This is a genomic window from Dryocola baronae (genome assembly GCF_051297175.1).
Taxonomy (GTDB): Bacteria; Pseudomonadota; Gammaproteobacteria; order Enterobacterales; family Enterobacteriaceae; genus Dryocola.
The window spans coordinates 1,843,401-1,867,888 of record NZ_JBINNY010000001.1; the positions used below are offsets into that span (position 1 = coordinate 1,843,401).

General features: G+C 55.8%; 25 protein-coding genes and 1 riboswitch. Of the genes, 9 read left to right on the forward strand and 16 right to left on the reverse strand.

Annotated features, from left to right (window positions below):
- The 9 genes from fliN to fliF all read right to left on the reverse strand — a co-directional run bounded on the left by fliN (nt 1) and on the right by fliF (nt 8,545).
- Nucleotides 1-411 (reverse strand): flagellar motor switch protein FliN, encoded by a 411-nt coding sequence (gene fliN / locus ACSPHG_RS08600; RefSeq protein ID WP_435953062.1) that lies wholly within the window; start codon nt 409-411, stop codon nt 1-3.
- Nucleotides 408-1,412, reverse strand: coding sequence for a flagellar motor switch protein FliM (fliM, locus tag ACSPHG_RS08605; protein ID WP_435953063.1), 1,005 nt, complete (start codon nt 1,410-1,412; stop codon nt 408-410). The genes fliN and fliM overlap by 4 nt, the downstream gene beginning before the upstream one ends.
- Before the next feature lie 4 nt (nt 1,413-1,416).
- Nucleotides 1,417-1,884 carry a flagellar basal body-associated protein FliL gene (gene fliL, locus ACSPHG_RS08610; protein WP_435953064.1) on the reverse strand — a complete coding sequence of 156 codons (468 nt, stop codon included), beginning with the start codon at nt 1,882-1,884 and terminating at the stop codon, nt 1,417-1,419.
- Between the two features lie 124 nt (nt 1,885-2,008).
- Nucleotides 2,009-3,244 (reverse strand): flagellar hook-length control protein FliK, encoded by a 1,236-nt coding sequence (locus tag ACSPHG_RS08615; protein ID WP_435953065.1) that lies wholly within the window; start codon nt 3,242-3,244, stop codon nt 2,009-2,011.
- Nucleotides 3,241-3,684 (reverse strand): flagellar export protein FliJ, encoded by a 444-nt coding sequence (gene fliJ / locus ACSPHG_RS08620; protein ID WP_435953066.1) that lies wholly within the window; start codon nt 3,682-3,684, stop codon nt 3,241-3,243. The genes ACSPHG_RS08615 and fliJ overlap by 4 nt, the downstream gene beginning before the upstream one ends.
- Before the next feature lie 116 nt (nt 3,685-3,800).
- Nucleotides 3,801-5,159 (reverse strand): flagellar protein export ATPase FliI, encoded by a 1,359-nt coding sequence (gene fliI, locus ACSPHG_RS08625; RefSeq protein ID WP_435953067.1) that lies wholly within the window; start codon nt 5,157-5,159, stop codon nt 3,801-3,803.
- A complete protein-coding gene (gene fliH, locus ACSPHG_RS08630; RefSeq protein WP_435953068.1) occupies nt 5,159-5,857 on the reverse strand; it encodes a flagellar assembly protein FliH in 699 nt (232 codons plus the stop codon). The genes fliI and fliH overlap by 1 nt, the downstream gene beginning before the upstream one ends.
- Complete coding sequence (gene fliG, locus ACSPHG_RS08635) at nt 5,850-6,842, reverse strand: flagellar motor switch protein FliG (protein ID WP_435953069.1); 993 nt, start codon at nt 6,840-6,842, stop codon at nt 5,850-5,852. The genes fliH and fliG overlap by 8 nt, the downstream gene beginning before the upstream one ends.
- On the reverse strand, nt 6,839-8,545 hold the full coding sequence (gene fliF / locus ACSPHG_RS08640; protein ID WP_435953070.1) for a flagellar basal-body MS-ring/collar protein FliF: 1,707 nt from the start codon (nt 8,543-8,545) through the stop codon (nt 6,839-6,841). Before fliF ends, fliG begins: the two co-directional genes overlap by 4 nt.
- A gap of 229 nt (nt 8,546-8,774) precedes the next feature.
- On the opposite strand from fliF, the gene fliE reads away from it, so the two are divergent.
- The 4 genes from fliE to ACSPHG_RS08660 all read left to right on the forward strand — a co-directional run bounded on the left by fliE (nt 8,775) and on the right by ACSPHG_RS08660 (nt 12,695).
- On the forward strand, nt 8,775-9,086 hold the full coding sequence (gene fliE, locus ACSPHG_RS08645) for a flagellar hook-basal body complex protein FliE (protein WP_435953071.1): 312 nt from the start codon (nt 8,775-8,777) through the stop codon (nt 9,084-9,086).
- Between the two features lie 225 nt (nt 9,087-9,311).
- Nucleotides 9,312-10,076, forward strand: coding sequence for a hypothetical protein (locus tag ACSPHG_RS08650; protein ID WP_435953072.1), 765 nt, complete (start codon nt 9,312-9,314; stop codon nt 10,074-10,076).
- Between the two features lie 216 nt (nt 10,077-10,292).
- Nucleotides 10,293-11,132 (forward strand): cell envelope biogenesis protein OmpA, encoded by an 840-nt coding sequence (locus ACSPHG_RS08655; protein ID WP_435953073.1) that lies wholly within the window; start codon nt 10,293-10,295, stop codon nt 11,130-11,132.
- Nucleotides 11,133-11,400: 268 nt separating this feature from the next.
- Nucleotides 11,401-11,574: riboswitch (M-box (ykoK) riboswitch) on the forward strand.
- A gap of 74 nt (nt 11,575-11,648) precedes the next feature.
- The gene (locus tag ACSPHG_RS08660; protein WP_435953074.1) at nt 11,649-12,695 is read left to right on the forward strand and encodes a magnesium transporter; all 1,047 of its coding nucleotides are present in this window, start codon (nt 11,649-11,651) and stop codon (nt 12,693-12,695) included.
- A 52-nt stretch (nt 12,696-12,747) separates the two neighbouring features.
- On the opposite strand, the gene yedF is transcribed toward ACSPHG_RS08660, so the two are convergent.
- Nucleotides 12,748-12,984, reverse strand: a complete 237-nt coding sequence (gene yedF, locus ACSPHG_RS08665; protein ID WP_435953075.1) for a sulfurtransferase-like selenium metabolism protein YedF — start codon at nt 12,982-12,984, stop codon at nt 12,748-12,750.
- Nucleotides 12,981-14,195 (reverse strand): selenium metabolism membrane protein YedE/FdhT, encoded by a 1,215-nt coding sequence (yedE, locus tag ACSPHG_RS08670; protein WP_435953076.1) that lies wholly within the window; start codon nt 14,193-14,195, stop codon nt 12,981-12,983. The genes yedF and yedE overlap by 4 nt, the downstream gene beginning before the upstream one ends.
- Before the next feature lie 238 nt (nt 14,196-14,433).
- Between yedE and yedD the strand changes: the two genes are divergently transcribed.
- Complete coding sequence (gene yedD, locus ACSPHG_RS08675; protein ID WP_435953077.1) at nt 14,434-14,847, forward strand: lipoprotein YedD; 414 nt, start codon at nt 14,434-14,436, stop codon at nt 14,845-14,847.
- Nucleotides 14,848-14,888: 41 nt separating this feature from the next.
- Here the strand turns inward: yedD and ACSPHG_RS08680 are convergent, their stop codons facing one another.
- The 5 genes from ACSPHG_RS08680 to fliD form a co-directional block, all read right to left on the reverse strand.
- Nucleotides 14,889-16,217 (reverse strand): cation:proton antiporter, encoded by a 1,329-nt coding sequence (locus tag ACSPHG_RS08680; RefSeq protein ID WP_435953078.1) that lies wholly within the window; start codon nt 16,215-16,217, stop codon nt 14,889-14,891.
- A gap of 337 nt (nt 16,218-16,554) precedes the next feature.
- On the reverse strand, nt 16,555-18,042 hold the full coding sequence (amyA, locus tag ACSPHG_RS08685; protein WP_435953079.1) for an alpha-amylase: 1,488 nt from the start codon (nt 18,040-18,042) through the stop codon (nt 16,555-16,557).
- A 104-nt stretch (nt 18,043-18,146) separates the two neighbouring features.
- Nucleotides 18,147-18,509, reverse strand: coding sequence for a flagella biosynthesis regulatory protein FliT (gene fliT / locus ACSPHG_RS08690; RefSeq protein WP_435953080.1), 363 nt, complete (start codon nt 18,507-18,509; stop codon nt 18,147-18,149).
- Nucleotides 18,509-18,919, reverse strand: coding sequence for a flagellar export chaperone FliS (fliS, locus tag ACSPHG_RS08695; protein ID WP_435953081.1), 411 nt, complete (start codon nt 18,917-18,919; stop codon nt 18,509-18,511). The genes fliT and fliS overlap by 1 nt, the downstream gene beginning before the upstream one ends.
- 15 nt (nt 18,920-18,934) lie before the next feature.
- Nucleotides 18,935-20,335: a flagellar filament capping protein FliD gene (gene fliD, locus ACSPHG_RS08700; RefSeq protein ID WP_435953082.1), complete on the reverse strand. Its 1,401-nt coding sequence runs from the start codon at nt 20,333-20,335 to the stop codon at nt 18,935-18,937.
- A gap of 242 nt (nt 20,336-20,577) precedes the next feature.
- Between fliD and ACSPHG_RS08705 the strand changes: the two genes are divergently transcribed.
- The 4 genes from ACSPHG_RS08705 (at nt 20,578) to tcyJ (ending at nt 24,454) form a co-directional block, all read left to right on the forward strand.
- Nucleotides 20,578-22,095 carry a flagellin N-terminal helical domain-containing protein gene (locus ACSPHG_RS08705; protein WP_435953083.1) on the forward strand — a complete coding sequence of 506 codons (1,518 nt, stop codon included), beginning with the start codon at nt 20,578-20,580 and terminating at the stop codon, nt 22,093-22,095.
- Nucleotides 22,096-22,259: 164 nt separating this feature from the next.
- Nucleotides 22,260-22,979, forward strand: a complete 720-nt coding sequence (locus tag ACSPHG_RS08710) for an RNA polymerase sigma factor FliA (RefSeq protein ID WP_435953084.1) — start codon at nt 22,260-22,262, stop codon at nt 22,977-22,979.
- 38 nt (nt 22,980-23,017) lie between these two features.
- Nucleotides 23,018-23,569 (forward strand): flagella biosynthesis regulatory protein FliZ, encoded by a 552-nt coding sequence (gene fliZ, locus ACSPHG_RS08715; RefSeq protein ID WP_435953085.1) that lies wholly within the window; start codon nt 23,018-23,020, stop codon nt 23,567-23,569.
- 84 nt (nt 23,570-23,653) lie between these two features.
- A complete protein-coding gene (gene tcyJ / locus ACSPHG_RS08720) occupies nt 23,654-24,454 on the forward strand; it encodes a cystine ABC transporter substrate-binding protein (RefSeq protein ID WP_435953086.1) in 801 nt (266 codons plus the stop codon).
- Nucleotides 24,455-24,488: the final 34 nt, after the last annotated feature.

A 24,488-nucleotide genomic window follows, 5' to 3' on the forward strand; every position in this document is an offset into this window, starting at 1 on the left:
TTAACGGCTCAGGCGACGCATGCGTTCCGATGGGGTGATGATATCGGTGATGCGCACGCCGTATTTATCGGCGACCACCACGACCTCACCCTGGGCAATCAGATAGCCGTTGATCAGAATATCCAGCGGCTCGCCGGCAAGGCCGTCCAGCGCCACCACGGAACCCTGCGACAGGCGCAGCAGCTCTTTGATGGTCATGCGGGTGCGGCCCAGCTCCACGGTCAGCTTGACCGGGATATCCATAATCAGGTCGATGTCCTGCATGGAGCCTGCGACATCGCTGCCTTCCAGCGCACGAAACACGCTGTCGGCGGTGCTTTTGGTGGAAACCTTCTGCTCGTTTAACGCATCAGCCCACAGATCGTCCACGGAGCCTGCATTGTCGTCGGACGGTTGATTAATATCACTCATTTGGGCTGTTCCTCATTCAGCGAATTCAGTATCGGATTGATCAGGTGTTCGACGCGCAGGGCGTACTGGCCGTTAAGCGTGCCGTACTGGCTGGTCAGCACCGGTACACCGTCGACGTGCGCCAGAATGCGGTCCGGCTTGTCGACGGGCAGCACGTCGCCAGGTTTTAGTTTCAGTATTTGTGACAGCCGCAGCGGGATATCGGCGAAGTTCGCCACCAGCTCAAGCTCGGAATGCTGCACCTGACGCACCAGGGTATCGCGCCAGCTTTGATCTTCCTGGCGGGAGTTTTCCAGCGGCGGGTTGACCAGCAGCTCGCGCAGCGGTTCGATCATGCTAAACGGCAGGCAGATATTGAACTCACCGGTCAGGTTGCCGATTTCCACGTGGAACGGCGTGTTGACCACGATGTCATTTGGCGACGTCGTGATATTGGTAAATTTGACCTGCATTTCGGAACGCACGTACTCGACGTCGAGCGGATAAATCGCTTTCCAGGCGTCGCTGTAGGCTTCCAGCGCCAGCTTCAGCATGCGGTTAATCACACGCTGTTCGGTGTGGGTAAACTCGCGCCCTTCGACCTTCGTCGGGAAGCGGCCGTCGCCGCCGAACAGGTTGTCCACCGCGATAAACACAAGGCTTGGCGAGAAGACGAACAGGCCGGTGCCGCGCAGCGGTTTTAAGTGCATCAGGTTGAGGTTGGTCGGCACCGGAAGGTTACGCGCAAACTCATGGTAGGGCTGGATGCGGATCGCGCCGACGGTAATGTCCGGGCTGCGGCGCAGCAGGTTAAACAGCCCCATGCGGAACTGACGCGCAAAACGTTCGTTGATGATCTCCAGCGCCTGTAGGCGTTCACGCACCACGCGGCGCTGGGTATTAGGATCGTAGGGGCGAATATCGGTTTCGGTCGACGCCCCGGCCTTAGGCTCGTCGCTGTTATCGGCGTCGCCGTTTAACAGCGCATCGATTTCGGCCTGTGAAAGAATGCTATCGCCCATGGGTCTACCGCAGAATAAAGGCGGTATACAGCACGTCGCTGACCACCTGTTGAGGCTGACCGGCAACCAGCGGCGGTGCCAGCGTGTTTTTGATCGCTTCTACCAGCTTCTGCTTGCCTTCATCGGTCGCCAGCGCAGACGCATCCTGACGGGAAAACAGCAGCAGCAGGCGGCTGCGCACTTCCGGCAGGAATTCGCTCAGGCGCTGGCGGGTGGCGTCATCCTTCAGGCGCAGCGTGACGCCGACGTAAAGCACGCGGTCAGCATCGCCGAGATTAACGGTAAAGGTATCCAGCGCAAAAAAGACCGGCGCGGGCGGTGGCTCGGGCTTGTCGGCCTGAGCGGCGGCAGGCTGTTGCTGCATCCGCCAGTAGCTGTAACCGGCGGTTGCGCATGCGGCGAGGGTAATCAGGACCAGTAATGGCATCCAGAGGGAGCGCTTGCGGCCTTTGGTCTGAGCGGTGTCAGTCATATCACGCTTTATTCCTGTATCGGTACTGCTTTATGGGGTGATTATCCCGTGTCACCCCGGCATCAAAGCCTGGAAAACACGGGATATTTGTTGTTACCTCTGCCGTTAACTCTCTTTGCGCGGCCTAGGCGAAGATATCGACGGCGTTATTACCTGAGGCGAGGCGCTGCACGCTGGCAGGCACGGCGAGGGGTTCAGACTCCAGGCCCTGAGAAGGGAAGGGGCCGGCCGAGCGTGAAGATTGCTGTTGCTGCTGGCCCGCCTGCTGCTGTTGCTGAGCAAAGCTTTCGTGGCTGATGCTGCTCTGGCCGAGCTGGATGCCGCTTTCGGCAAGCGCGGTGCGCAGCTGTGGAAGCGTGGCCTCAAGCGCCGCGCGAACGTGGCTATGCGGCGAGCTCATCTGCAGCTGGGCCTGGTTATCGTCGAGCTTGAGGCTGATCTGGATCTGGCCCAGATCCTCCGGGTGCAGGCGCAGCTCGGCGCTCTGCTGGCCCTGACGGGTGAACATCGTGACCTGCTGGCTCACCGCCTGCTGCCACTCCTGGCTGCCGAGCTGGGCGCTAATCTGCGGGGCCACAGGCGTTGCGATGTGCGTGCTCACCGGCGTGCTGACGGTAGCGCTGCTGACGGTTGGCGTGGCTACCGTCGGCTGGGTGTTGTTACTCACGCTGGCGTTCGCAGTATTGTCTTTATCTGCCACAGCGGCCGGCAGCGCGGCGTCATCGGCGGTCGTGCCTGCGGCCTGCGGCGCCGTTTTCGCAGCGAACGGCGTGTCGCCTGCGGTAGTTTTCGCCGCCGCGCTCGCGCCGTCATCGCCGCGTGGTGAAGTCGCTTTTGGCTGAACGCCGCTGCCGGACAGCAGCGCGCTCAGCGGCGCGGCCTTGTCGCCTTCAGCGCTGGCCGTCGGCGCTAAAGCCGCAGCGGGCGTCGAGGGAGTTTGTTGCGGCAGCATGGCGAACAGCGCGCTTAGCGCCTGCATGTCGGCGGTGCTGAGATTATGCGGGGCGTCCTTTGCGACGTCGGCCTGCTCGGTTTTGTCCTGTCCGGCGGTTTTACCGACGTTAGCCAGCAGGGCGGAAAGCGCCTCCGGGCGGTCGATATCGAGCTGGTCGAGCAGATCGGCAACGCTTGCTTTACCCGCAGAGGCATCCTGCGCGTTAAGTTCCCGGCCTGTAGCCTTGTTCAGCGCCGCGCCGAGGGTAAGCGTTTTGCCGTCTTCGAGCGTGACCTGGCCCGGCAGCGCCTTGCTGAACAGGCTCAGAAAATCGTCACGCAGGCCTTTTTCGCCCGCGCCTGCGGTTGTGCCTGCCGTGCCGCCGTCGAGATCGGCTGCGGTCGTTACCAGGGGCAGTTTGATCATTCGCCTTTCCTCAATGTTGCCCGCTGGGCATATTCGTCCATCTGTTTTTGATCGAGCCGGTTTTCGGCCAGCAGCGTTTCGGCGGCTTTGCGCTCGCGCAGGGTCTGCCAGGCCTGAAGCCGCTGCTGTTTTTCACGCCAGAAGTTCAGCGCCTGATCGACCTTGTTCGTCCAGGTGTTGAGCTGCTGGCGGTGCTGGTCGATGGCCTTTTCGAGCGTCTGGATAAACTGCTGATAGTTCTGCCAGCGCGTGCTTGCGATGCCCTGGCTCATGTTGTCGTTCAGGTTGTTGCGGTACTCGAACTGGTAGTTGATCAGCATGTTGAGCTGCTCTTCCGCCTGCTGAAAGCCTTTACGCATTTCGCCCAGGCGCACCGCCGCGTTCTCAACCTCTTTTTCGGCGAGGTCGTGCAGCGTGTCCAGGGCAGTGTTTTGGCTCATGGTTACCTCCTACCAAATCATGTCGGGTGGCGCTAACGCTTTCCCCCTACAAAATGCCCAAAATCATGGGGGTGTAGGGTGGATAAGCGTCAGCGCCATCCACCGATTACCGGCTATCAAACGCTCGGGAAAATCAAATCCAGCGCCATACATGCATCATCCCACCCGCTGCGCTCGAAGATGCCCTGCTGGAGGAACGCCTCGAGGTGCGGCCACAGCACGATGGCCTTATCGAGCATCGGGTCGCTGCCCCTGGCGTACGCGCCGACGCTCACCAGGTCGCGGTTGCGCTGGAAGCTGGATAACAGCTGTTTAAACTGCCGAACCCGCGCGTAGTGCTCGTCGGAAATCAGCGAGGTCATCGCGCGGCTAATCGATGCTTCAATGTCTATCGCCGGGTAATGTCCGGCCTCGGCCAGGCGGCGCGACAGCACGATGTGCCCGTCGAGAATGGCGCGCGCGGAGTCCGCAATCGGATCCTGCTGGTCGTCGCCTTCGGTCAGAACGGTATAAAAAGCGGTAATCGACCCGCCGCCGGTGATGCCGTTACCGGCGCGCTCAACCAGCGCGGGAAGCTTGGCGAACACCGAAGGCGGGTAGCCTTTGGTCGCGGGCGGCTCGCCGATGGCCAGCGCGATCTCACGCTGCGCCATGGCGTAGCGGGTGAGGGAGTCCATAATCAGCAGCACGTGCTGGCCCCGGTCGCGGAAGTCTTCGGCGATGCGGGTGGCGTAGGCGGCACCCTGCATGCGCAGCAGCGGGGAAACGTCCGCAGGGGCGGCGATCACCACCGAGCGGGCGCGGCCCTCCGGCCCGAGAATGTTCTCGATAAAGTCTTTTACCTCGCGCCCGCGCTCGCCTATCAGCCCCACGACAATCACGTCGGCCTGGGTGTAGCGCGCCATCATGCCGAGCAGCACGCTTTTCCCGACGCCGGAACCGGCGAACAGGCCCATTCGCTGCCCGCGCCCGACGGTAAGCAGGGCGTTAATCGGACGCACGCCGACGTCCAGCACGTGTTCAATGGGCGTACGCTGGAGCGGGTTAAACGGCGCGGCGCCCAGCGCGCCAAGCGTGGTGGACTCCGGGGCGGGCAGGCTGTCGAGCGGACGCCCGCTGCCGTCAAGCACGCGGCCAAGCAGGGCGGGGCCGAGCGGCAGCTGTTTCCCGCTGTGCAAACCGTCTTCGCTCGAGGAACGCGCGTAAACCCGCGCGCCGGGCAGAATGCCTTCGACTTCCTCAAGCGGCATCAAAAACAGCTTCTGGCCGTTAAAACCGACCACTTCGGCTTCGACGTCGCGGCTGTGCTGCTCGATGATGCAGGTCGCGCCGAGCGGCAGCTGAAGCCCGGTTGCCTCAAGCACCAGGCCCGTAGCGCGGGTCAAACGACCGTAGCGGCGCACGCCGGGCAGCTTGGCCATGCGCTCTTCAAAATTATCCAGCGAGGTGAGCCAGCGCGTCAGACGGGCGGTCATCACAGCACTCCCGGTGCGGCAAGGCGGCAAAGTTCCTGCCAGCGGGTGGCGACGCTGGCGTCGAGATCGCCTTCGTCAGCGGAGACTTTGCAGCCGCCCTGGTGCAGACTCGGGTCGCCGCGCAGACGCCAGCCGTGCAGGCTTAGGGTCGCGCCCAGCATCTCTTCGACGCGCTGTAAATCGTCCGGGTGAACCCGCAGCTGCGGCTTGCCGCTGAACAGCGGCTCCTGCTGGAGCAGGCCCTGAATCTGTTTAATGAGCGCCGAGTTATCAATGCCCTGCGTATGGCCGATGACCTGACGCGCGGCCTCCAGCGCCATCTGCATCAGGCGCGAGGCGATAACGCTGTCCAGCGCGTCGAGCGTGTACTGAAATTCGCTGACCAGCTGCTGCATGCGGGCGTGAACGGGAGCCTGCTGCTGCCTGGCCTCGTCCATACCCTGTTCGATGCCCTGCTGAAAACCGGCCTTGCGGCCTTCTTCCACGCCCGAGGCGTGACCGGCGGCGTAGCCGTCCTGGTGGCCCTGTTCGCGCGCCTGCATCTGCATCATCGCCAGCGCCTGCTGAAGGTCCGGCTCGCTCTCTTCCTGCGGCTCGTCGGCGGTGACCTCTTCCGGCATCAGGCTTTCAAACACGCCGCTGCCCGGCGGGGCAAGATCGTCCGGCGTCCAGATTTTCCACGGCAGCGTGTTAGACATAGGTGTCCTCGCTGGTGCCAATTACCATCTCGCCGGTTTCGGCCAGGCGGCGCACGATAAGCAGGATCGCTTTCTGTTCGTTTTCGACCTGAGACAGACGTACCGGGCCACGGTTGGAGAGGTCGTCGCGCAGAATATCCGCCGCACGTTGGGACATGTTGCGCAGGAACTTCTCGCGCAGCGGCTGTTCGGCACCTTTGAGGGCGATAAGCAGCGATTCGGATTCCACTTCCTGAAGCAGGCGCTGGATGCTGCGGTCGTCCACTTCCACCAGGTTTTCGAACAGGAACATCTCGTCGATAATCTTCTGCGCCAGCTCGCCGTCGAAGTCGCGCACGGCGGTAATAACGGCCTCTTCCTGCTGGGTTTTCATCAGGTTGATAATTTCTGCCGCCGTTCTCACGCCGCCCATTTTGCTGCGCTTGAGGTTCTGGCCGTCGAGCAGGTTGTTCAGCACTTCGGTCAGCTCCGCGAGCGCGGCAGGCTGCACGCCGCCAAAGGTGGCGATACGCAGCATGACGTCGTTGCGCAGGCGCTCGTCGAACAGCGCCAGAATATCCGCCGCCTGGCCGCGCTTGAGGTGCACAAGGATGGTGGCGATGATCTGCGGGTGCTCGTCGCGAATAAGATCCGCGGCGCTCTGCGGCTCCATAAAGTTGAGCGTTTCCATCCCCGAGGTGGTTTCCCGCGTCTCGAGAATGTCTTCCAGCAGGCTGGAGGCGCGTTCTTCGCCGAGCGCCTTGACCAGCACGGAACGCAGGTAGTCGTTGGCGTTGACGGAGAGGGCGGCAAACTGTTCCGCCTCCTGCTCAAACTCCGCCAGCACTTCGGTCAGCTGCTTGTTGGAGATCTGCCTGATGTTGGCCATCGCGGCGCTAATGTGCTGCACTTCGCGCGGGCTGAGGTGCTTGAACACCTCGGCGGCGCGGTCTTCGCCAATGGTCATCATCAGGATGGCGCTCTTTTCGGTGCCGGTAATACTCATAGTTCGTTACTCATCCATTGGCGGATCACCAGCGCGACGACGCGCGGATCGTTATCAGACATATCGCGGATACGCTGGCTCATCACCTCGGCGCTCAGGCGCTGGTTGGCTTTACGCTGCTGCTGCTGTTCGTCTTTGCTCAGGCGAACGGACACGGCATCTTCTTCTTCCTCGCGCTGCTTCATCGCTTCAATCTGCGCCTTTTGCAGCTCGGCCTTGCGCTGAAGCTGCGGACGGATGCCTTTGCGCCACAGCAGCCAGGCGACAATCAGCACAATCAGCCAGCGGCCTGCGGATAACAGCAGATCGAAGAAGGACTGCTGCTGCCAGAACGGCAGTTCGCCGCCGGTCTCTTCGGTCGCGGTAAACGGCGAGTTGACCACGTTGAGCGTATCGCCGCGCTTCTCGGAGAAGCCCATCGCCTCGCGCGTCAGGTCTTCAATCTGCTTGAGCTGGTCGTTGGTCAGCGGCAGCGGTTTGCCGTCGGCAAGCTGGCGATAGTTGACCACCACCGCGACGGACAGGCGCTGAACGTCCCCGACGTTGAGCTTGGTATGGCGGATGGTGCGGTCAACCTCGTAGTTGGTGGTTTCATCGCGCTGGGTGTTGCTGGAGCCGCTCTGCGCAGAGGTAGACGTCGACTGCGTTTGACCGGCATTCGCCGCCTGCTGGCCGTTGGCCTGGTTCGCCTGGTTTGGCTGCGCCGGTGTGGTAATCGGGGCGTTGTTCGGCGGGGCAGGCTGGTTTGACAGCGCGCCCGGTATGCCGCCAGGGTTGCGGCCGTTCACCTGCTCGCTTTGGTTTAGCTGGCGTGACCGGATTGCCGACTGCGACGGGTCCGCGTTCGGGCGGTACTGCTCTTCGGTTTGTTCTTTATTCGCAAAGTCGATTTGCGCGGTGACCTGGGCGTGGACGTTGCCGTTGCCGACGATAGGGCCAAGGATCGCTTCGATGCGGCGCTGATAGCGGTTTTCAACGTCGGCGGAATACTTCAGCTGCGCGTCGTTCAGATCGCGCCCGGCGGTGTTGGACTGGGTCAGCAGGTGCCCGCCCTGGTCGACAAGGGTAACGTTACCCGGCGGCAGACCGGCGACGGCGCTGGAAACCATATGCACGACGGCGCTGATTTGGCCTTCATCCAGCGCGCGCCCCGGTTGCAGGGTCAGCGTCACGGAGGCAGAAGGGGATTTTTGTTCGCGAACGAACAGCGATGGTTTTGGCATGGCGAGGTGGACGCGGGCGTTCTTCACCGGGCCGAGCGTTTCGATGGTGCGGGCCAGCTCGCCTTCCAGCGCGCGCTGGTAGTTCACCTGCTCGCTAAACTGGCTGATGCCGAATTTTTCCTGATCTAACAGCTCAAAGCCCACCGCGCCGCCTTTTGGCAAACCCTGCTGGGCCAGGCGCAGGCGCAGGTCGTAAACCTTGTCCGCCGGGACTTCAATCGCGCTGCCGTTATCGGAGTAGCGGTACGGGATGTTCATCTGCGTCAGCTGGGTGACGATTGCGCCACCGTCCTGATCGGCCAAATTGCTGTACAGCACTTTATAGTCGGGCTGTTTGGCCCACAGCGCCAGGGCCACGATGATGGCGATAGCCGCCGCGCCCGCGACGATTAAAGGAATTTTAGGGTTCGCGCGAAGGCGTGTTATCCACTCCTGAGCTTTTGTGGGCGGTGTTTGTGCCTGGGCCGCAGCTGCAGTCATTGCGCACCTCGCGGCTTAGCAAAGAGAGAATAATTCGTATAAACAGTGAACAAAACGAGCTCCCGGGTCGACAAACACGACAAAAGTTCCAGATAGATGGCGCAGTCATTATTTTCTTTTCAGGAATTTTCGATGGCCGAATTAGCTCTATTTTTTGCACCTATTTACCGCCTTTATCCTATTGACAAGGTGCTAATCTTGCCGCGTTCAATAAAACTGGGGCAGGAAAATGGCAATTCAGGGGATTGAAGGGGTTATCCAGCAGCTGCAGGCGACGGCGCTTGGCGCGGGTAATCAGGTTCAAAACAACGATCCGAAGGTCAGCTTTGCCGGTGAGTTACAGGCAGCGTTAGGCCGCATCAGCGACACGCAAACCGCAGCGCGCGCTCAGGCAGAAAAATTTGCCCTCGGCACGCCGGGCGTAGCGCTTAACGACGTGATGGTCGACCTGCAAAAATCTTCAGTCTCATTGCAGATGGGGATTCAGGTGCGTAACAAGCTGGTTTCTGCCTACCAGGAAGTGATGAATATGCAGGTTTAGTCCCGTCACTCCCTTCACTAATAAGCTGACGGAGAGCGTCCGGGACGTTCTTCGACAGCCTTTTCAATGTAAACAATGATACAAAATCAGATATTTGATCGCAGTCTGCATCAATAAGGCAACTGCACAGGGTTGCGCTCGGATCTAAGAATTTTCGCATCTTTTAATAATAGGCCGCGTTGTTGAATCCCTATACTTGCGAAAATTCTTTGATGGGCAAGCAAAATGACAGAAGAACTCACTTTCAGTTTCAAGAGCAATCTTGCTATTAAATATCGCTTCAAGCCGGGAGCAAAAGATTGTAAGCATCTTTTGATCGTCATGTCCGGCTTTAACATTCCCGATCCTACCATCTATGACTTCAACGTACTTAACCACTGCCACTCGAATATTCTCTGGATCAGGGATGACTTTAACGGGCTGCCGGCATACTACCTGTGCAATGGCATGAATTTTAATATAGAACAAGGTGTTAGCCTGCTCATAAAGGGCGTTATTGATTTTGTGAAACCCGCGATGGTGTCTATTCTTGGCGGTTCCAAAGGTGGAAGCATGGCGTTGTACTACGGCATGAAACACGGCTTTACAAATATCATCACCTCCGTTCCCCAGTTTAGAATCGGTAGCTACGTTGCCGAAGGGTACTGGCATGAGGTAGGTAAACAGATGATGGGCACGGTCAGTGAAAATAACATTAGTTTGCTGGATCGCTACCTCCCGGACATTATCAATAAAGACGCGAAAATAGATAAAAATATCTATCTTTTCACCTCGCCAAAAGATAAGCAGTATCTTGTAGAAATTCAGCCTAACCTGCCTCTCTTCGATAAATATGCCAACTTCAACCTGATTGAAAGCTGCTCGAGTTTATTTCAGGAGCATAATCAAATAACCGGCTATAACCTAAATCTTATCCTGTCTATTATTTATCAGCTTGAGAATAATATACGGCCAAAATTGGGCCATGTGAGGAACGGCGATGAGTGGTGAGGTCTTTTGACGTATAAAGCAATGAGTTTTTTATTCAAATCCATATCGGTTGGAAACGACTGATATGGGATGCCAGAATGTTTTGTTTATTTATAATTTATGTGAGGTTGATGATTGTAATAAATAAAACAATGTTTCGAATTGTTTAATCTCCATAGCATATGGATGCTATAACAAACCCTTCGTTTTGATTAAAAATAAACAGAGGGCATTGTAATGAGAAAGTACCATAAAGTTGCTATTTCTTTAGGTTTTATGAGTTTAACAGGTCCATGTATGGCACAGAGCTATGCTGGTTATCCTGATATACCTGCGGTTGGAGTAGAGGCAGCAACTGATGTTGTTAGTTTTACTCCTGGTGCAGGGACGTCGTCCCCTAATCAATCCTATACATTGGGTGAGCCTGATAACCTCTCAGCTTCGTTAGGAAGAGGGGGGAGTATAGTTTTAACGATGGAGCCAATGGTTTTGACGGGAGATGGAACTTCAGCAGCAGATTTTTATATATATGAAGCTGTAGTTTACAATTCATGGGATACGTTTGTATCAGCTGATAATAAATCTTGGACAAAAGTCGACTCAATATCGACGCAAGCGAATAGTAAAGGAACGGTTAAGGGATATGATATTGATACAGTGGGTGACCTATCCTATCGCTACGTGAAAATTGTTGATACAAGTAATGAGTCAGGTAGTACCTCAGCAGGTGCAGATATAGATTCGTTATTAGTTGCACATGCAGAATATACTTCCTCATTAAAGATAATTGATACAGATACACGGAATGGCTTAGTTTTTAATTTAGAAGAAGACACAAATAATGGTGGCGTAGATGTAAAAATTATCTCTAAGCAAAACGATATTAGTCACATTCAATACTCAATAGATGATAGTTTGATACCCTTAGCTCTCTCTGTTCAAGGAAATTTTGATTGCGACGACGAAAAAGATATCAATGTTCTTGCTACGAGAAAGAGTGATGGTGTCCAACTTAACATTATAAAAGATATTTATGGGAAGGATATAAAAACAATCGACAATTCATTACTTAAATAACAAAGTGATTTTAGCCTGATTTTAACAATAAAATCAGGCTGAATTTAAGGGTTTTAATTTTTTAAATAATTTTACTTTGCAATACAAGGAAATTCTGAGGCATCGAGCCAATCTGTTTAGATTGGTTAGAATGCGTTCTCTTCAAGATGACTCTTGATGATGGTATCGTAAAAGCATGTTATAAAGATTTCTAAATGGAACGTAAACCGCCATTGTCATTTCAATTGCCGTAGCTATTTTTCGCATTACTATATTCCCCGGAAGACTTGCAGTATCTCGTTAGGCGAGGCTCCTGTACAAACAAAGGTTGCTGATCTGACGACGTCGAGAGACGCCCAAGATTAGGACAGATTATATCGAGCGAAGGTATAATCCCATGTAACTTCCCGCTTGCTGAGGGGATACGTTGTACAGTGCTAAAACCGAGACATGGAGATAGCTTCAGCACTCTCTTATCTTGCTTCGCCCCAGATGAGGACTGTTTATATTTTTTATAACAGTATATCGGGGATCATCATGACCACTTCATCCAATATCACTACGCTGCCGCGTGCGGGCGGTTCGCAGGCTGCGAAAGGAAAGCAGCTCGTCGAAAAGAATAGCGCTATCGCCGCCTATATGAGCGAGAATTATATCTCGCTGTCACCGACGACAACGGTTGGCGAGGCGCAGTCCCTTATTTTTATGGATAAGCAAAACGACCAGATCCCACCGCAGATCTTTGTGGTGGACGGGGAAGGCTATCTGAAGGGATTGGTTTCCGTCAGGGCGCTTCTTCAGGCTGAGAAAACCTCGTTGGTTAGCGATCTGCTGCGCAACGCTTATTTCTCGCTAAAGCCTGAAGAACCGCGGCACGACGCCGCTATCGCTATCAAAAAATCGGGTGAAAACTACATTCCGGTGCTCAACTACGGCAAGGTGAAGGGGGTTTTAGGCCCGGTTGAAATTGCCAGGCTTATCGAGGATGAGAATACGCTCGACGTGCAGCTGCAGGGCGCGTCTTCACCGCTGGATACGCCGTATCTGGAAAACAGCGTCTTTGCCCTATGGCGAAAAAGGTCGGTCTGGCTATTGCTGCTTTTTGTGGCGGAAGCCTATACCAGTACGGTAATTAAATCCTTTGAGGCCCAGCTTGAGGAAGTTATTGCCCTCGCGTTCTTTATTCCGTTATTAATTGGCACCGGCGGTAACACCGGCACGCAAATTACCTCAACGTTAGTCAGAGCGATGGCGTTAGGGGAGGTCGGTTTAAAAAACCTTGGCGCGGTTTTACGCAAAGAGATTACGACTTCGATTCTTATTGCTATGACCATCGGCGCCGCCGGTTTCTGTAGGGCATGGATGCTTGGCGTCGGTATGGAAGTAATGATGGTGGTAAGTTTAACGCTTGTGGCTATTACGGTCTGGAGCGCCATTGTTTCTTCGGTTACGCCCATGTTCTTACGCAAAATAAATATCGACCCGGCGGTAGTGTCCGCGCCGTTTATTGCCACGTTAATCGATGGTACCGGGCTGATTATTTATTTCGAAATCGCAAAAGTAATGCTGACGGATCTGGCTTAATTTTGGGTTAATGGGTGGATGGCGCGATCCGCCATCCACCAAAAATACCAGCCTAACGCTGAATCAAATAGCGAATCGTCGGGCCGTCCTGCTGGATGTCGAGCACGGTGTAGCCGTGGTTTTTTGCGTCCAGCGGGATATTGTTGATGGACTGCGGGCAGTCGCTCACGACCTCGAGGATCTGTCCCTTTTTCAGCTGCGGCATCGCCTCAAGCGTGGCGACGGCCGGATAAGGGCAGGGCTCGCCGACCATATCAAGACGAAAGTCCGGCACGATGTTGTTACTCATACGTTCTCCTTAATGGCCTGGTTGACGGCGATGTTTCTGCGCGAGAAGAAGCGCTTTTCCCAGCCGACGATAAGCAGGAAGGCGGCGAGCAGCATCAGGTAGGTGACCAGCAGCCCGCCCAGCGGCCCGAAGGTGTTCAGCAGGTTGATTTTATCCCAGCGGGTGGCGAGCGCCGGGGAGAGGGCGTCCCAGTAGTACGCCAGAATCGTAGAGCCGATAACGTTGCCCAGCCCAACCCACCAGTAATGCACCTGGCCTTCCACGGCGCGGTACATCCAGCCCGTTTCACAGCCGCCCGCCAGCACGATGCCGAAGCCAAACAGCAGGCCGCCGATGACCGCATTGGGGCCAGCCCACATGATTTTGGCCTCAACGCCGAGCTGCACGTAGCTAAAGATGCCGATGGCGCTTACCGCCATGCCGAGAATAATCGCTTTCGCCATGTGTGTGCGGCCGGTGATCCACATATCGCGGAACGCGGAGGTAAAGCAGATTTGCGCGCGCTCAATCAGCAGGCCGAAGCCGACGCCAAAGAGCATCGCCAGCCCGAGCTTCGGCTGGTTCATGGCGGTTAAGCCGCCCCAGCCGAGCATGCCGATAAACACCAGCATCCCGATGCGGAAACGGCGTTTGGCCTGATTCGGCTTCTGGGTTAGCGGCGACGCGGCGGAGACTTTTTGCAGCTTCACCGGAATGCGGAACATCGGCAGCAGCGTGAAGCGTGCGCCAAACCATGAGCCGAGCGCTGTCGCCAGCGCGAAGAACCACGCGTGGAGCGAAAACTGTGGGATACCGGTGAAGAACGCGGCCAGGTTACAGCCCATCGCCAGACGCGCGCCGAAGCCCGCGATTATCCCGCCCGCCACCGCCTGAATAATGCGGATGCGGTGCTGCGGCATGCGCAGCTTGACGTTATTGGCCCACAGCGCCGCGGCGAAGCAGCCGCCGAACATGCCGATAATCATCATGCCGTCGATGCGCGTGAGCGGATTACCGTCGAGATGAATGAGTTTGTAGTAGCCCCACTCTTCGGCGTGGACGCCCATCAGCTGTAGAAGCTGACCGCCCCAGCGGGTAAATTCACCCGTCACGGCCCAGAAGGTACCGGTGATGCCGAAATAGTAGGTTGAGAGAATACCGGCTGCGATAACCGCAGGCATCGGCGCCCAGAATTTAATCAGGTACTGCTGTTTGAAGTGTTGCCAGGACATGTTTCCCGCCTCTGTACACAGAAGGAGGTGAATGAAGGCGGCTATTAAATCATTTTTTCCGAGGCATCCAAACGGCCTGGCCGATTGATTGTGTCTTTTATGATGCGAATCAAAAGTCTGCGCAGGCGGGCATACCCCTCAGGAAGTATCACGCAGGCTAATGCTGTTTCCTTTGCAACAGTGGCGGGCGAAATGCTTTAATGCCAGAATTATTTTTTCTCCGCAGTCAGGATAGACGATGAAGAAGTTTGCAATGTTAGCGGCGCTGCTGGCCCTGAGTGGTTGCGTGCAGGTCGATGATTTCGGTCAGGTTGTGAAGGCGCCTGCACCGGCGGGTCTGGCGGGCTACTGGCAGTCCGAAGGGCCGCAAAGTGAAATGGTTAGCCCGGAAGCTATCGCCACCCTGGTGGTGACGCCGCAGGGCGATACCCTGGACTGTCGCCAGTGGCAGCGCGTTATTGCCCTGCCGGGCAAGCTGATGGTGCGTTCCGGCTCGCTGTATAACGTGACGCAAAAACGCGATATTTATGACGTTGAGCGCGACGGCGACAGGCTTGAATACGCGGGAATGAACATGAAGCGCGTCGATCGCCCAACGCAGGAATGCGCCGATTATTTAGCAAGAAATCCTCTCGCCACGCCGCTGCGTTAACCGCTCCTTCCCCTGAACGCCGTTCAGGGGAATCCTCCTCTTTACTGCATCTTCCTGCGCCGCAGCGCCATCAGCGGGTTCACCGAAATCCCGTGTACGATCACGCTCGCCACCACCAGCGTCAGCGCGCAGTCCATCATATAGTTCGCCTCGTCGCCGCGCATGCCGTGGGTCCAGGCATAGGCGATGTAGTTCAGGCTGCCGATGCCCCTGATCCCCAGCCAGCAGATGGCGAGGCGCTGATGCCGCACGGTTGACGTTCCCCAGGTGACGGCGTAGACCGCCAGTGGTCGAATGACGATAAACAGCAGCGCCGCCATCAGCAGCCCGTCGGGCTGCCAGTGCTGGGCGAGGGTGATGCCCAGGATGATGATTAGCGCGGCGGCAAACAGGCGTTCGACGGTATCGCCGAAGGAGAGGGCGTCGCCGATCACAAGGCCCATGGATTTCACGCGCGTGGTTTCGTCAAACGCGTGCCGCTGGTGGGGGTTAACCATGGTTTCAGCGGGCAGCGCGGCACCGTGTTCCTGAACGTCTTCGTCCGGGAAGTGGCGCTGAACCCTAAGCTCCGCGCTGCGCAGGCCGATACCCGCCGCAAATGCCGCCAGAAAGCCCGACGCGCCAAGCGACAGCGCGATGGCATAGCTCAGTGAGATTAACGACAGCGCGATAAAATCGCTCGGGGCAAACTCGCGCTGGGAGTAGCGAAAATGCGTGGCGATAAGCCCAACGGCGTAGCCGAGCAGGAAGCCGATAATTACGCCCGCCACCAGCGCCCAGACCACTTCGACCGTAAACCAGTGGGTAAGCTCCGCCGTAGTCAGATTTCCGCCGCTGTGGGACAGCATCAGTGCCAGGGCCAGCAGGGGCAGGGCGGTGCCGTCGTTAAGCCCGGCTTCGGTAGAAAGCGAAAGGCGCAGGCTGTCGTCGTCACGCGCGTCGTTGATGGCAATCAGGCTCGCCAGCACCGGGTCCGTTGGGGCGATGATCGCCGCGAACGCCAGTGAAATGGGCCAGCCCATGCCGAGCAGGTAGTGCGCGGCGACCGCAATCGCGCCCACGGTTAACAGCATGGCCGGCCCGGCTAACAGGACGCCCATTTTCCAGCCCGCCGATTTGAACGGCATGCGGATTTTAAGGCCGGTCATAAACAGCGAGGCCGCCATCGCCACTTCGGAAACGTGGGCGATGATGGTGGAATATTTGACGATATCGATGTTGACCAGGCCCAGCACCCACGGCCCGAGCACGATGCCGACCAGCAGATAAAGCCCAAAAAGCGGAACGACGCTACGGCTAATCCAACCGTAGCTTAATGACATCACTAACAGTAACGCACCGGACGCGGCGGTCCAGGTTATAAAATCCATCTACAGCCTTCTCTCAAATTCAAATTAGCGGCCCGCAGGCCTGATACGTGAATTTAAGCTTAGGGCAAAAATTGCGGCTTCGTTGTTTAAACAGAATTGTCCTCCTTTCCCTCAGGGAAAGGAGGAGGGGGTAATTACCACGGAACCGGCATCAGGCTCACGACGCCCTCACCCCGGCCCTCTCCCCCAGGAGAGGGAGAATACCGAGAGAGGGCGTTAGGTTAAAGCACGTCCTCAAGTTTTGTAGGTCGTACAGAAGCGCCATCCGACACGGACAAATTAAACCGAACGAAACGTAGGTCGGATAAGCGTAGCGCCATCCGACAGTTACAGAAAATTAAAGCACGTCCTCCAGCACCCAGACGCTCACGCTGCCGCCCTGGCAGGTAAAGGTCGCGCTGCCGTTTTCGTCGGTGGTGATGGTCTCTTCCCGGTTGCCGAGATAGTCCCGCCAGTTTTTGCCGCCGTAGTTTGCGCCAAGCTCGATGGTTTTCTCGCCTTCGTCGCCGTTGGACAGCACCACGACGCAGCCGGGGTCTTCATCCGTGCCGCTGCGGCTGAACGCGATGCAGTTGGGGTGATCGAAATAGAGCGTCTGCACGCCGTGGGCAAAGCGTTCGCGGGCGTGGATCAGGTCGTCGAGCTGTTCGATAACCGGCATGTCGATGTGATAGGTCTGCCCGTCGCCGCCTTCATCGTCATAGCTTGCGCCAAACAGGTCGGGATAGAAGACCGACGGCACGCCGTTTTCGCGCAGCAGAATAAGCGCATAGGCGAGCGGTTTAAACCAGGGTTCAACCGGCGCTTCAAGCGACTGCAGCGGCTGGGTATCGTGGTTGGCGACCAGCGTCATGGCGTGGAACGGGTCGGCTTCCACCAGCGTGCCGGTGAAGATTTGGCTCATGTCATAGTCGCGACCCTGCTTCGAGGCCTGGTGGAATTTCATCTGCAGCGGGGCGTCGAACAGCAGGGTTTTTCCGTCGACCTGCGCGATGTATTCCTGAAGCTTATCCACCTCGTGCGACCAGTATTCCGCGACGATAAACAGCGGCGTTTCGGCCTCTTCCTGCACGTGTTCGATCCACTCTTTGTAGAACCAGGCGGGGATGTGCTTGACCGCGTCCAGACGAAAACCGTCGCAGCCGGTTTGTTCCATCACCCAGCGCGCCCAGTATTTGATCTCTTCGGTCACCGCGTGGTTGCGGAAGTCGATGTTCTCGCCCATCAGGTAGTCGAAATTGCCCAGCTCGTCGTCAACCTGATCGTTCCAGCCGTCGCCGGTGTAATCGTTGATGATTTTGAAGATGCCGTCTTCGTTGGGATTTTCGATATGGTCGACGCCGCTAAAGCATGTGTAGTCCCAGATAAACTCGGAGTATTTGCCGGCGCGCACGGGGAAGGTGTAGCGCGTCCAGGCCTCGCATTCGATAACCTCATCGTCGATGTCGTTGCGGTTTTCCTCATTGACGCGGTTAACGCGGATTTTTTCTTTCTCATCGGCACCCATTTTGTGGTTAACCACCACATCCAGAAGTACCGCAATGTTATTGTCTTTTAGCGCCTTGATGGCGGCCTGGAGCTGCGCCTTATCGCCATATTTGGTGGCAACCGCGCCTTTTTGATCGAATTCGCCGAGGTCGAAAAGATCGTAGACGTCGTAGCCCACCGAGTAACCGCCAGAACTGCCTTTGTACGCCGGGGGCAGCCAGACCATATTGACGCCAATATCGTTTAACGTCGCGGCCCGGTCGGCAACTTCCGGCCACAGTTTGCCCCCACCGGGGTAGTACCAATGGAAAAATTGCAACAGCGTTGGGTTTTTCATCTCATCCGTGCTCCAGAAGTCAGTTAGCTGACCTCTGGAGTATGGAATATTTTGGTAAAAGCGAGAGCGGTTCTTTTCTAAAGCGAGGAGATACTGCCTGTAAACTATTGCGGAGCATTGGGCACAAGGAGCATCCCAGCCAGACGCCCGTAGGTATTGTTCAGCGTTTGCTGGCGTGAAGACTGGCCGATGAGCGAACTCAGCTCGTCCAGTCGCGCCTGAAGCAGCGCTTTCAATTCCTGCTCGTTGCTCAAAATTTCTTCAAGAAAACCTTTGAGCATCTGTTCAACACTTTTATTTAATCCCGGCGGAAGCGGGCTGGCGCCCAGGGACTCAATTCCCTGTAAATAAGCCATTTCCTGTTCCAGAAGGAGATCCCATTCCCCCCGGCGGGCAAGCTCAAGCAGCCCCTGACTCATCAGGGCAATGTGCTGCCAGCGGTTGATTAACTCCACGTTGGGCGACATTAGGCATGCTCCTGCGCTGCGGTATTAAGGTGTGGGATCTGTTTCCAGGCATCGGCAATGTTGGTCAGTAAAACCTCTACCTCCTCGATTGCCTCCACATCGTTACGCAGGTTGGCCTGTAGCAGGCGACGAATCATATAGTCGTAAAGCCCACCCAGGTTTTGAGCCAGCTCGCCGCCTTTTTCATTGTCGAGCCCCGCCTTCAGGCCGTTATCAATGATATTAATTGCCTTACTTAGCGCTTCACCTTTCGCGACCGTTTCCCCCTGCTGCATAAACAGGCGGGAGCGAACCAGGGCGCTTAACGCCCCGTCAAAAAGCAAAACGATAAGTTGATGAGGACTGGCACTCATCACGGCGCTCTCAACGCCGATTTGTGCGTAGGCCTGAGTACCTCTCGCGTTATACATAGCTACCTCGTGTTATCAGGAACTGCTGGATGAGAATTGCTGATTCAGGTACGTACTGGTGTTGTTCAGCTTGCTCATCATCGTATCGAGTTGGGTAAACTGGGCCTTATAGCGAGCGATGGTGTCATCGATGCTGGCGCTGACGGAAAGGTACTTTTTGGTCAGCGACTTCAGCGTGGCGTTTATGCTGTCCGTTGCGCTGTCGATGATGCCGCCGTCAGACAGGTAATCTTTTACGAGCGTTGAGATAGCCGTTGTGATGCCCGTCGTTTTGCCATCGCCTACCAGAAGTTGCTGAGTGGCAACTGAATTCTTGGTCAGAGCCTTATCCAGCTTGTCGTCATCAATCTTGAGCTTGCCGGTTGCCGGATCCTGGCTAACGCCAATTTCGGTGAGCGTCTTATAGGCCGAGCTGCCGTCGCCTGCGGTGAACTTACCGCGAATGCCTGACTGAATGCTGCGGATGACGTTGTCGCCCAGCAGCGCGCCGTTGCTGGCGTTCTGGTCCTCACCGGCTTCAACTTCGGTGTATTTTGTTAACGAAGAGAAGGTGTCGAGCATTGAGTTATAGGCATCTACCCATGCCTTAATGGCCGTGGTGGCCTCATCGTTGCTCTTGGTAACGGTTACCGTCGCGTCTTTTACCTCTTTCGTTAAGGTAAGGGTTAAACCCTGTGGCGCATCGGTAATGGTGTTGCTGTCACGCTCGATGGCAATGTTATTGACGGTCAGTAAAGCGTTCTGTGGCTTTACGAGCTGCGTCATGCCATTTGTGGAAGAGGTACTGTCATAACCGAGCATGTCGTTGAGCTTTGCATCACCGGTGACAGAAATCGTCATGGCGTTGTCAACGCCGGTTTCAGATGAGGTCAACACGAGCTGGAAGTTCTTATCGTCTACCTTAACGATGCTCGCCGAAACGCCGCCGTTGGCATTATTGATAGCATCGCGCATGCCGTTGAGCGACGTTTGGTCGTCGGTCAGCTTAATTTCTAACGGCTTTTCACGCCCCGGCTGGTTAATCACCAGGGTACGGGAATCCGCGCCTGGCGTACCCTGTTTGTCGGTAGCGGTGCTGACGGCCTTTGTCGTTAAAGACTGCGCCTGCGCAAGCTGGGTAACGCTAATTATATATTTTCCTGCGGAGCCACCTGCCGTGGTCGCGACAGTCAAATCTTCCGTGCTGCTGGTCGCGGTGGTGCTTTTAAATAAGTTGGCGTCATTAAGCGCGGTATTTGCCGTCTGGAATTTTTCCACCGCGCTTTTAAGCGTGCCGTAAGCCGTTAACTTAGCGCTATTAGAAGACTGCTGAGTGGTAATAGGCGTTAAACGGCCTTTCTCAGCGGTGGTGAGGTTTTCCAGTAATGTGCTTAACGGTAAGTTGGATCCAACCCCTAATGAAGAAAAGCTTGCCATGTCTGTTCCCTATGTTTAGCTAACAATTGTTCAAGGTGGTATCGGCAGTCAGGCGGCAAAGTTTAATGATATTTGCGCGGAAATAATGGGCGGAATAAAGCCTAAGCAGATAGTTAATTCCTGGCGTGATGGGAAACTAAAATAATTCTAAAGTTCGAAAATAAGGTGCCGATACATGGGTTACGGTGCGAAACCGTGGGCAACAGCCCAACCCCATAATGTGAATTGATAAGGATAAAATCATGGCACAAGTTATCAACACTAACAGCCTGTCGCTGTTGACCCAAAACAACCTGAACAAATCTCAGTCTTCCCTGGGCACCGCTATCGAGCGTCTGTCTTCCGGTCTGCGTATCAACAGCGCGAAAGACGATGCTGCAGGTCAGGCGATTGCTAACCGCTTCACTTCTAACATTAAGGGTCTGACTCAGGCTTCCCGTAACGCCAACGACGGTATCTCTATCGCTCAGACTACCGAAGGCGCGCTGTCCGAAATCAACAACAACCTGCAGCGTGTGCGTGAACTGACCGTTCAGGCATCTACCAGCACCAACTCCGACAGCGACCTGACCTCCATCCAGAACGAAATCACCCAGCGCCTGAGCGAAATTGACCGCGTTTCCGGTCAGACTCAGTTCAACGGCGTGAAGGTTCTGGCTCAGGACAACACCCTGAAAATCCAGGTTGGCGCAAACGACGGCGAAACTATCTCCATCGACCTGAAAAAAATCGACACCCAGAGCCTCGGCGTGTCTGATTTCAAAGTAAACGGCGCTCAGAAAGCGACTGCTAGCGACCTGGTTTCTAAATTCGGCGCGACCGGTACTGATAACTACTCTGTAAACGTTGGCGGTGCTGCGGCAACGGTTAACGTTGACGTTTCATCTCAGGCACTGAAATCTGCTGGCGCAGCTGTTTACGTTAGCGCAGCTGACGGCAGCTTGGTGACCGGTGCGACGACTCCAAACACTGCATCTACTACTTATACAACTACTGCGGCAAATAACGGTTCTGCTGAAAGCCTTGCTGCACTGGGTGCAAATGCTAAAGTTGGTGACAAATTCACCTTCGACGGGATGGAGTTCACCAAAACTGTTGATGGTACCGACCCTGAATTCGGTAACGGTGCTTACACTGCTAAAGTGGATGGCAAAACTGTCACCTTCACTATCGGTGCCTCCACCGCTGCTGACGGTACTGATGCAGAAGTTAAAACTGACGTGGCTCTGTACTCTTCTCAGAACGGTACACTGACTACCAACGCTACCACTGCAAACAAAGCTGCAACCGTAACCGATCTGCAGCAGGCTAACGCCACCAAAACTGGCTCTACCCTGAAAGTGAGCGGTGCAACTTATGATGTTGATGTTGATGGCGTAGTAAGCACCGGTGCTGGTGCAAACAAAAAAGAAATGTATATCACCACCAACACCGACGGTAGCCCGAAATTGGTTAACGAAGATGTTGCTAAAGCGGCTAAAACTACCGAAAACCCACTGGCGGTAATCGATAAAGCGCTGGCACAGGTTGACGCACTGCGTTCTGACCTGGGTGCGGTACAGAACCGTTTCGATTCTACCATTACCAACCTGGGTAACACCCTAAACAACCTGACCTCTGCCCGTAGCCGTATCGAAGATGCTGACTACGCGACCGAAGTTTCCAACATGTCTAAAGCGCAGATCCTGCAGCAGGCTGGTACTTCCGTTCTGGCCCAGGCCAACCAGGTTCCGCAGGGCGTTCTGTCTCTGCTGCGTTAATTCACGCCAACCTGACCAAACCCCGCTCCGGCGGGGTTTTTTCTTGCCTCTAATTATCGATAACCCCCAAATAGCCCCCCATTTAGTCCACTATTCTGGCGATTAAAACCCCTCCAGAAACGGATAATCATGCCGATAACTCAACTAACGCAGGGCTGTTTATCGTGAATTCACTGTATACCGCTGATGGTGTGATGGATAAGCACTCGCTGTGGCAGCGATATGTACCGCTGGTGCGTCACGAAGCATTGCGCCTGCAGGTTCGTCTGCCGGCGAGCGTGGAGCTTGACGATCTGCTACAGGCGGGCGGCATCGGGTTGCTGAATGCAGTCGATCGCTATGATGCCCTGCAAGGAACGGCATTTACTACCTACGCGGTGCAGCGCATTCGTGGGGCGATGCTTGATGAGTTGCGCAGCCGAGACTGGGTGCCGCGAAGCGTCAGGCGTAACGCACGCGGCGTCGCGCAAGCGATTGGTCAACTGGAGCAAGAGCTGGGACGCAACGCGACCGAAACCGAGGTGGCGCAGCGGCTGGACATCCCGCTCGACGAATATCGCCAGATGTTGCTCGATACCAATAACAGCCAGCTCTTCTCTTATGACGAGTGGCGTGAAGAGCATGGCGACAGTATCGAACTGGTCACCGAAGAGCACCAGCAGGCGAATCCTCTGCAGCATTTGCTGGAGAGTAATCTGCGTAGCCGTGTGATGGACGCGATTGAAGCGCTGCCGGAACGCGAGCAGCTGGTGCTGACGCTGTACTACCAGGAGGAGCTGAATCTCAAGGAGATTGGCGCCGTGCTGGAAGTTGGGGAGTCGCGGGTGAGTCAGTTGCACAGCCAGGCCATTAAACGCTTACGCACCAAGCTAGGTAAGTTGTAGGGAGTGCCGCACGTTAGTCTTACCACCAGGAACTTATCATGACGGTGCAGCAACCAAAAAGACGGCCACTAAGCCGCTACCTTAAAGACTTCAAGCATACCCAGACCCACTGCGCACACTGCGGCAAACTTCTTGACCGCATCACGCTGACCTGCCGCGGTGAAATCGTCAATAAAACGACCATCGCGCAGCTCGACACGCTCATTGATGACGCCGCCTGGCAGGTGGAACAACAGTCGTGGATGGCGCTTTGTCGTTTCTGCGGCGACCTGCACTGCAAAGAACAGGATCACTACTTCGATATCATCGGCTTCAAGCAGTATCTGTTCGAACAAACCGAAATGAGCCACGGTACCATTCGCGAATATGTTGTTCGCCTGCGTCGCCTGGGCAATCACCTCTCCGAGCAGAACATCCCCGCGCCCTCCACGCTGCAAGGCTACCTTGACGATACGCTGGAAGCCTGGCTGCCGCGCACCAGTACCAATAATTATCGTATCGCGCTGCGGAAATACTGGCAGTTTCAGGTCCAGCTCACAGATACGCCCGCCATATTCCAGGAAAGATCCGCAACTTCCGATATATATTAATATGGAATAAGTTGTAGCGGACTGGTTTTGACGGCTAATACCAACTCGCTACACTACAACAAATTATTGATAGCTGGGGTATCTATGAAATTAGCAATGGCGGGACGTCAGGCGCTGATGGGCGTGCTGGCAGTGGCACTGGTGGCAGGCGCAAGCGTGAAAACCTTCGCGGCTGAGAATCTGCTTAACAAAGTTAAAGAACGCGGCACGCTGCTGGTGGGCCTCGAAGGAACCTATCCTCCGTTCAGCTTCCAGGGCGACGACGGCAAATTAACCGGCTTCGAAGTTGAGTTTGCCGAGCAGCTTGCTCAGCACCTCGGCGTGAAAGCGGCGCTGAAGCCGACCAAATGGGACGGCATGCTGGCCTCGCTCGATTCAAAACGTATTGATGTGGTGATTAACCAGGTCACTATCTCCGACGAGCGTAAGAAGAAATATGATTTCTCCACCCCGTATACCGTTTCCGGTATTCAGGCGCTGGTGAAGAAGGGCAACGAGGGCAGCATTACCGGGCCTGACTCCCTGAAGGGCAAAAAGGTCGGCGTGGGCCTTGGCACCAACTACGAACAGTGGCTGCGTGAGAACGTGCAGGGCGTGGACATCCGTACCTATGACGACGACCCGACCAAATATCAGGATCTGCGCGTAGGCCGTATCGACGCCATTCTGGTTGACCGCCTGGCGGCGCTGGATCTGGTGAAGAAAACCAAAGATACCCTGGCGGTCGCGGGCCAGCCTTTCTCTCGTCAGGAAGCGGGCGTGGCTATCCGTAAGGGTAACGAGGACCTGGTTGACGCGGTGAATAAAGCCATCGCCGAAATGCAGAAAGACGGCTCGCTTGCGAAACTGTCTGAGAAATGGTTCGGCGCTGACGTGACCAAATAGCGTCTTTCGACAGCCTGAGGCGGATAAGCGAAAG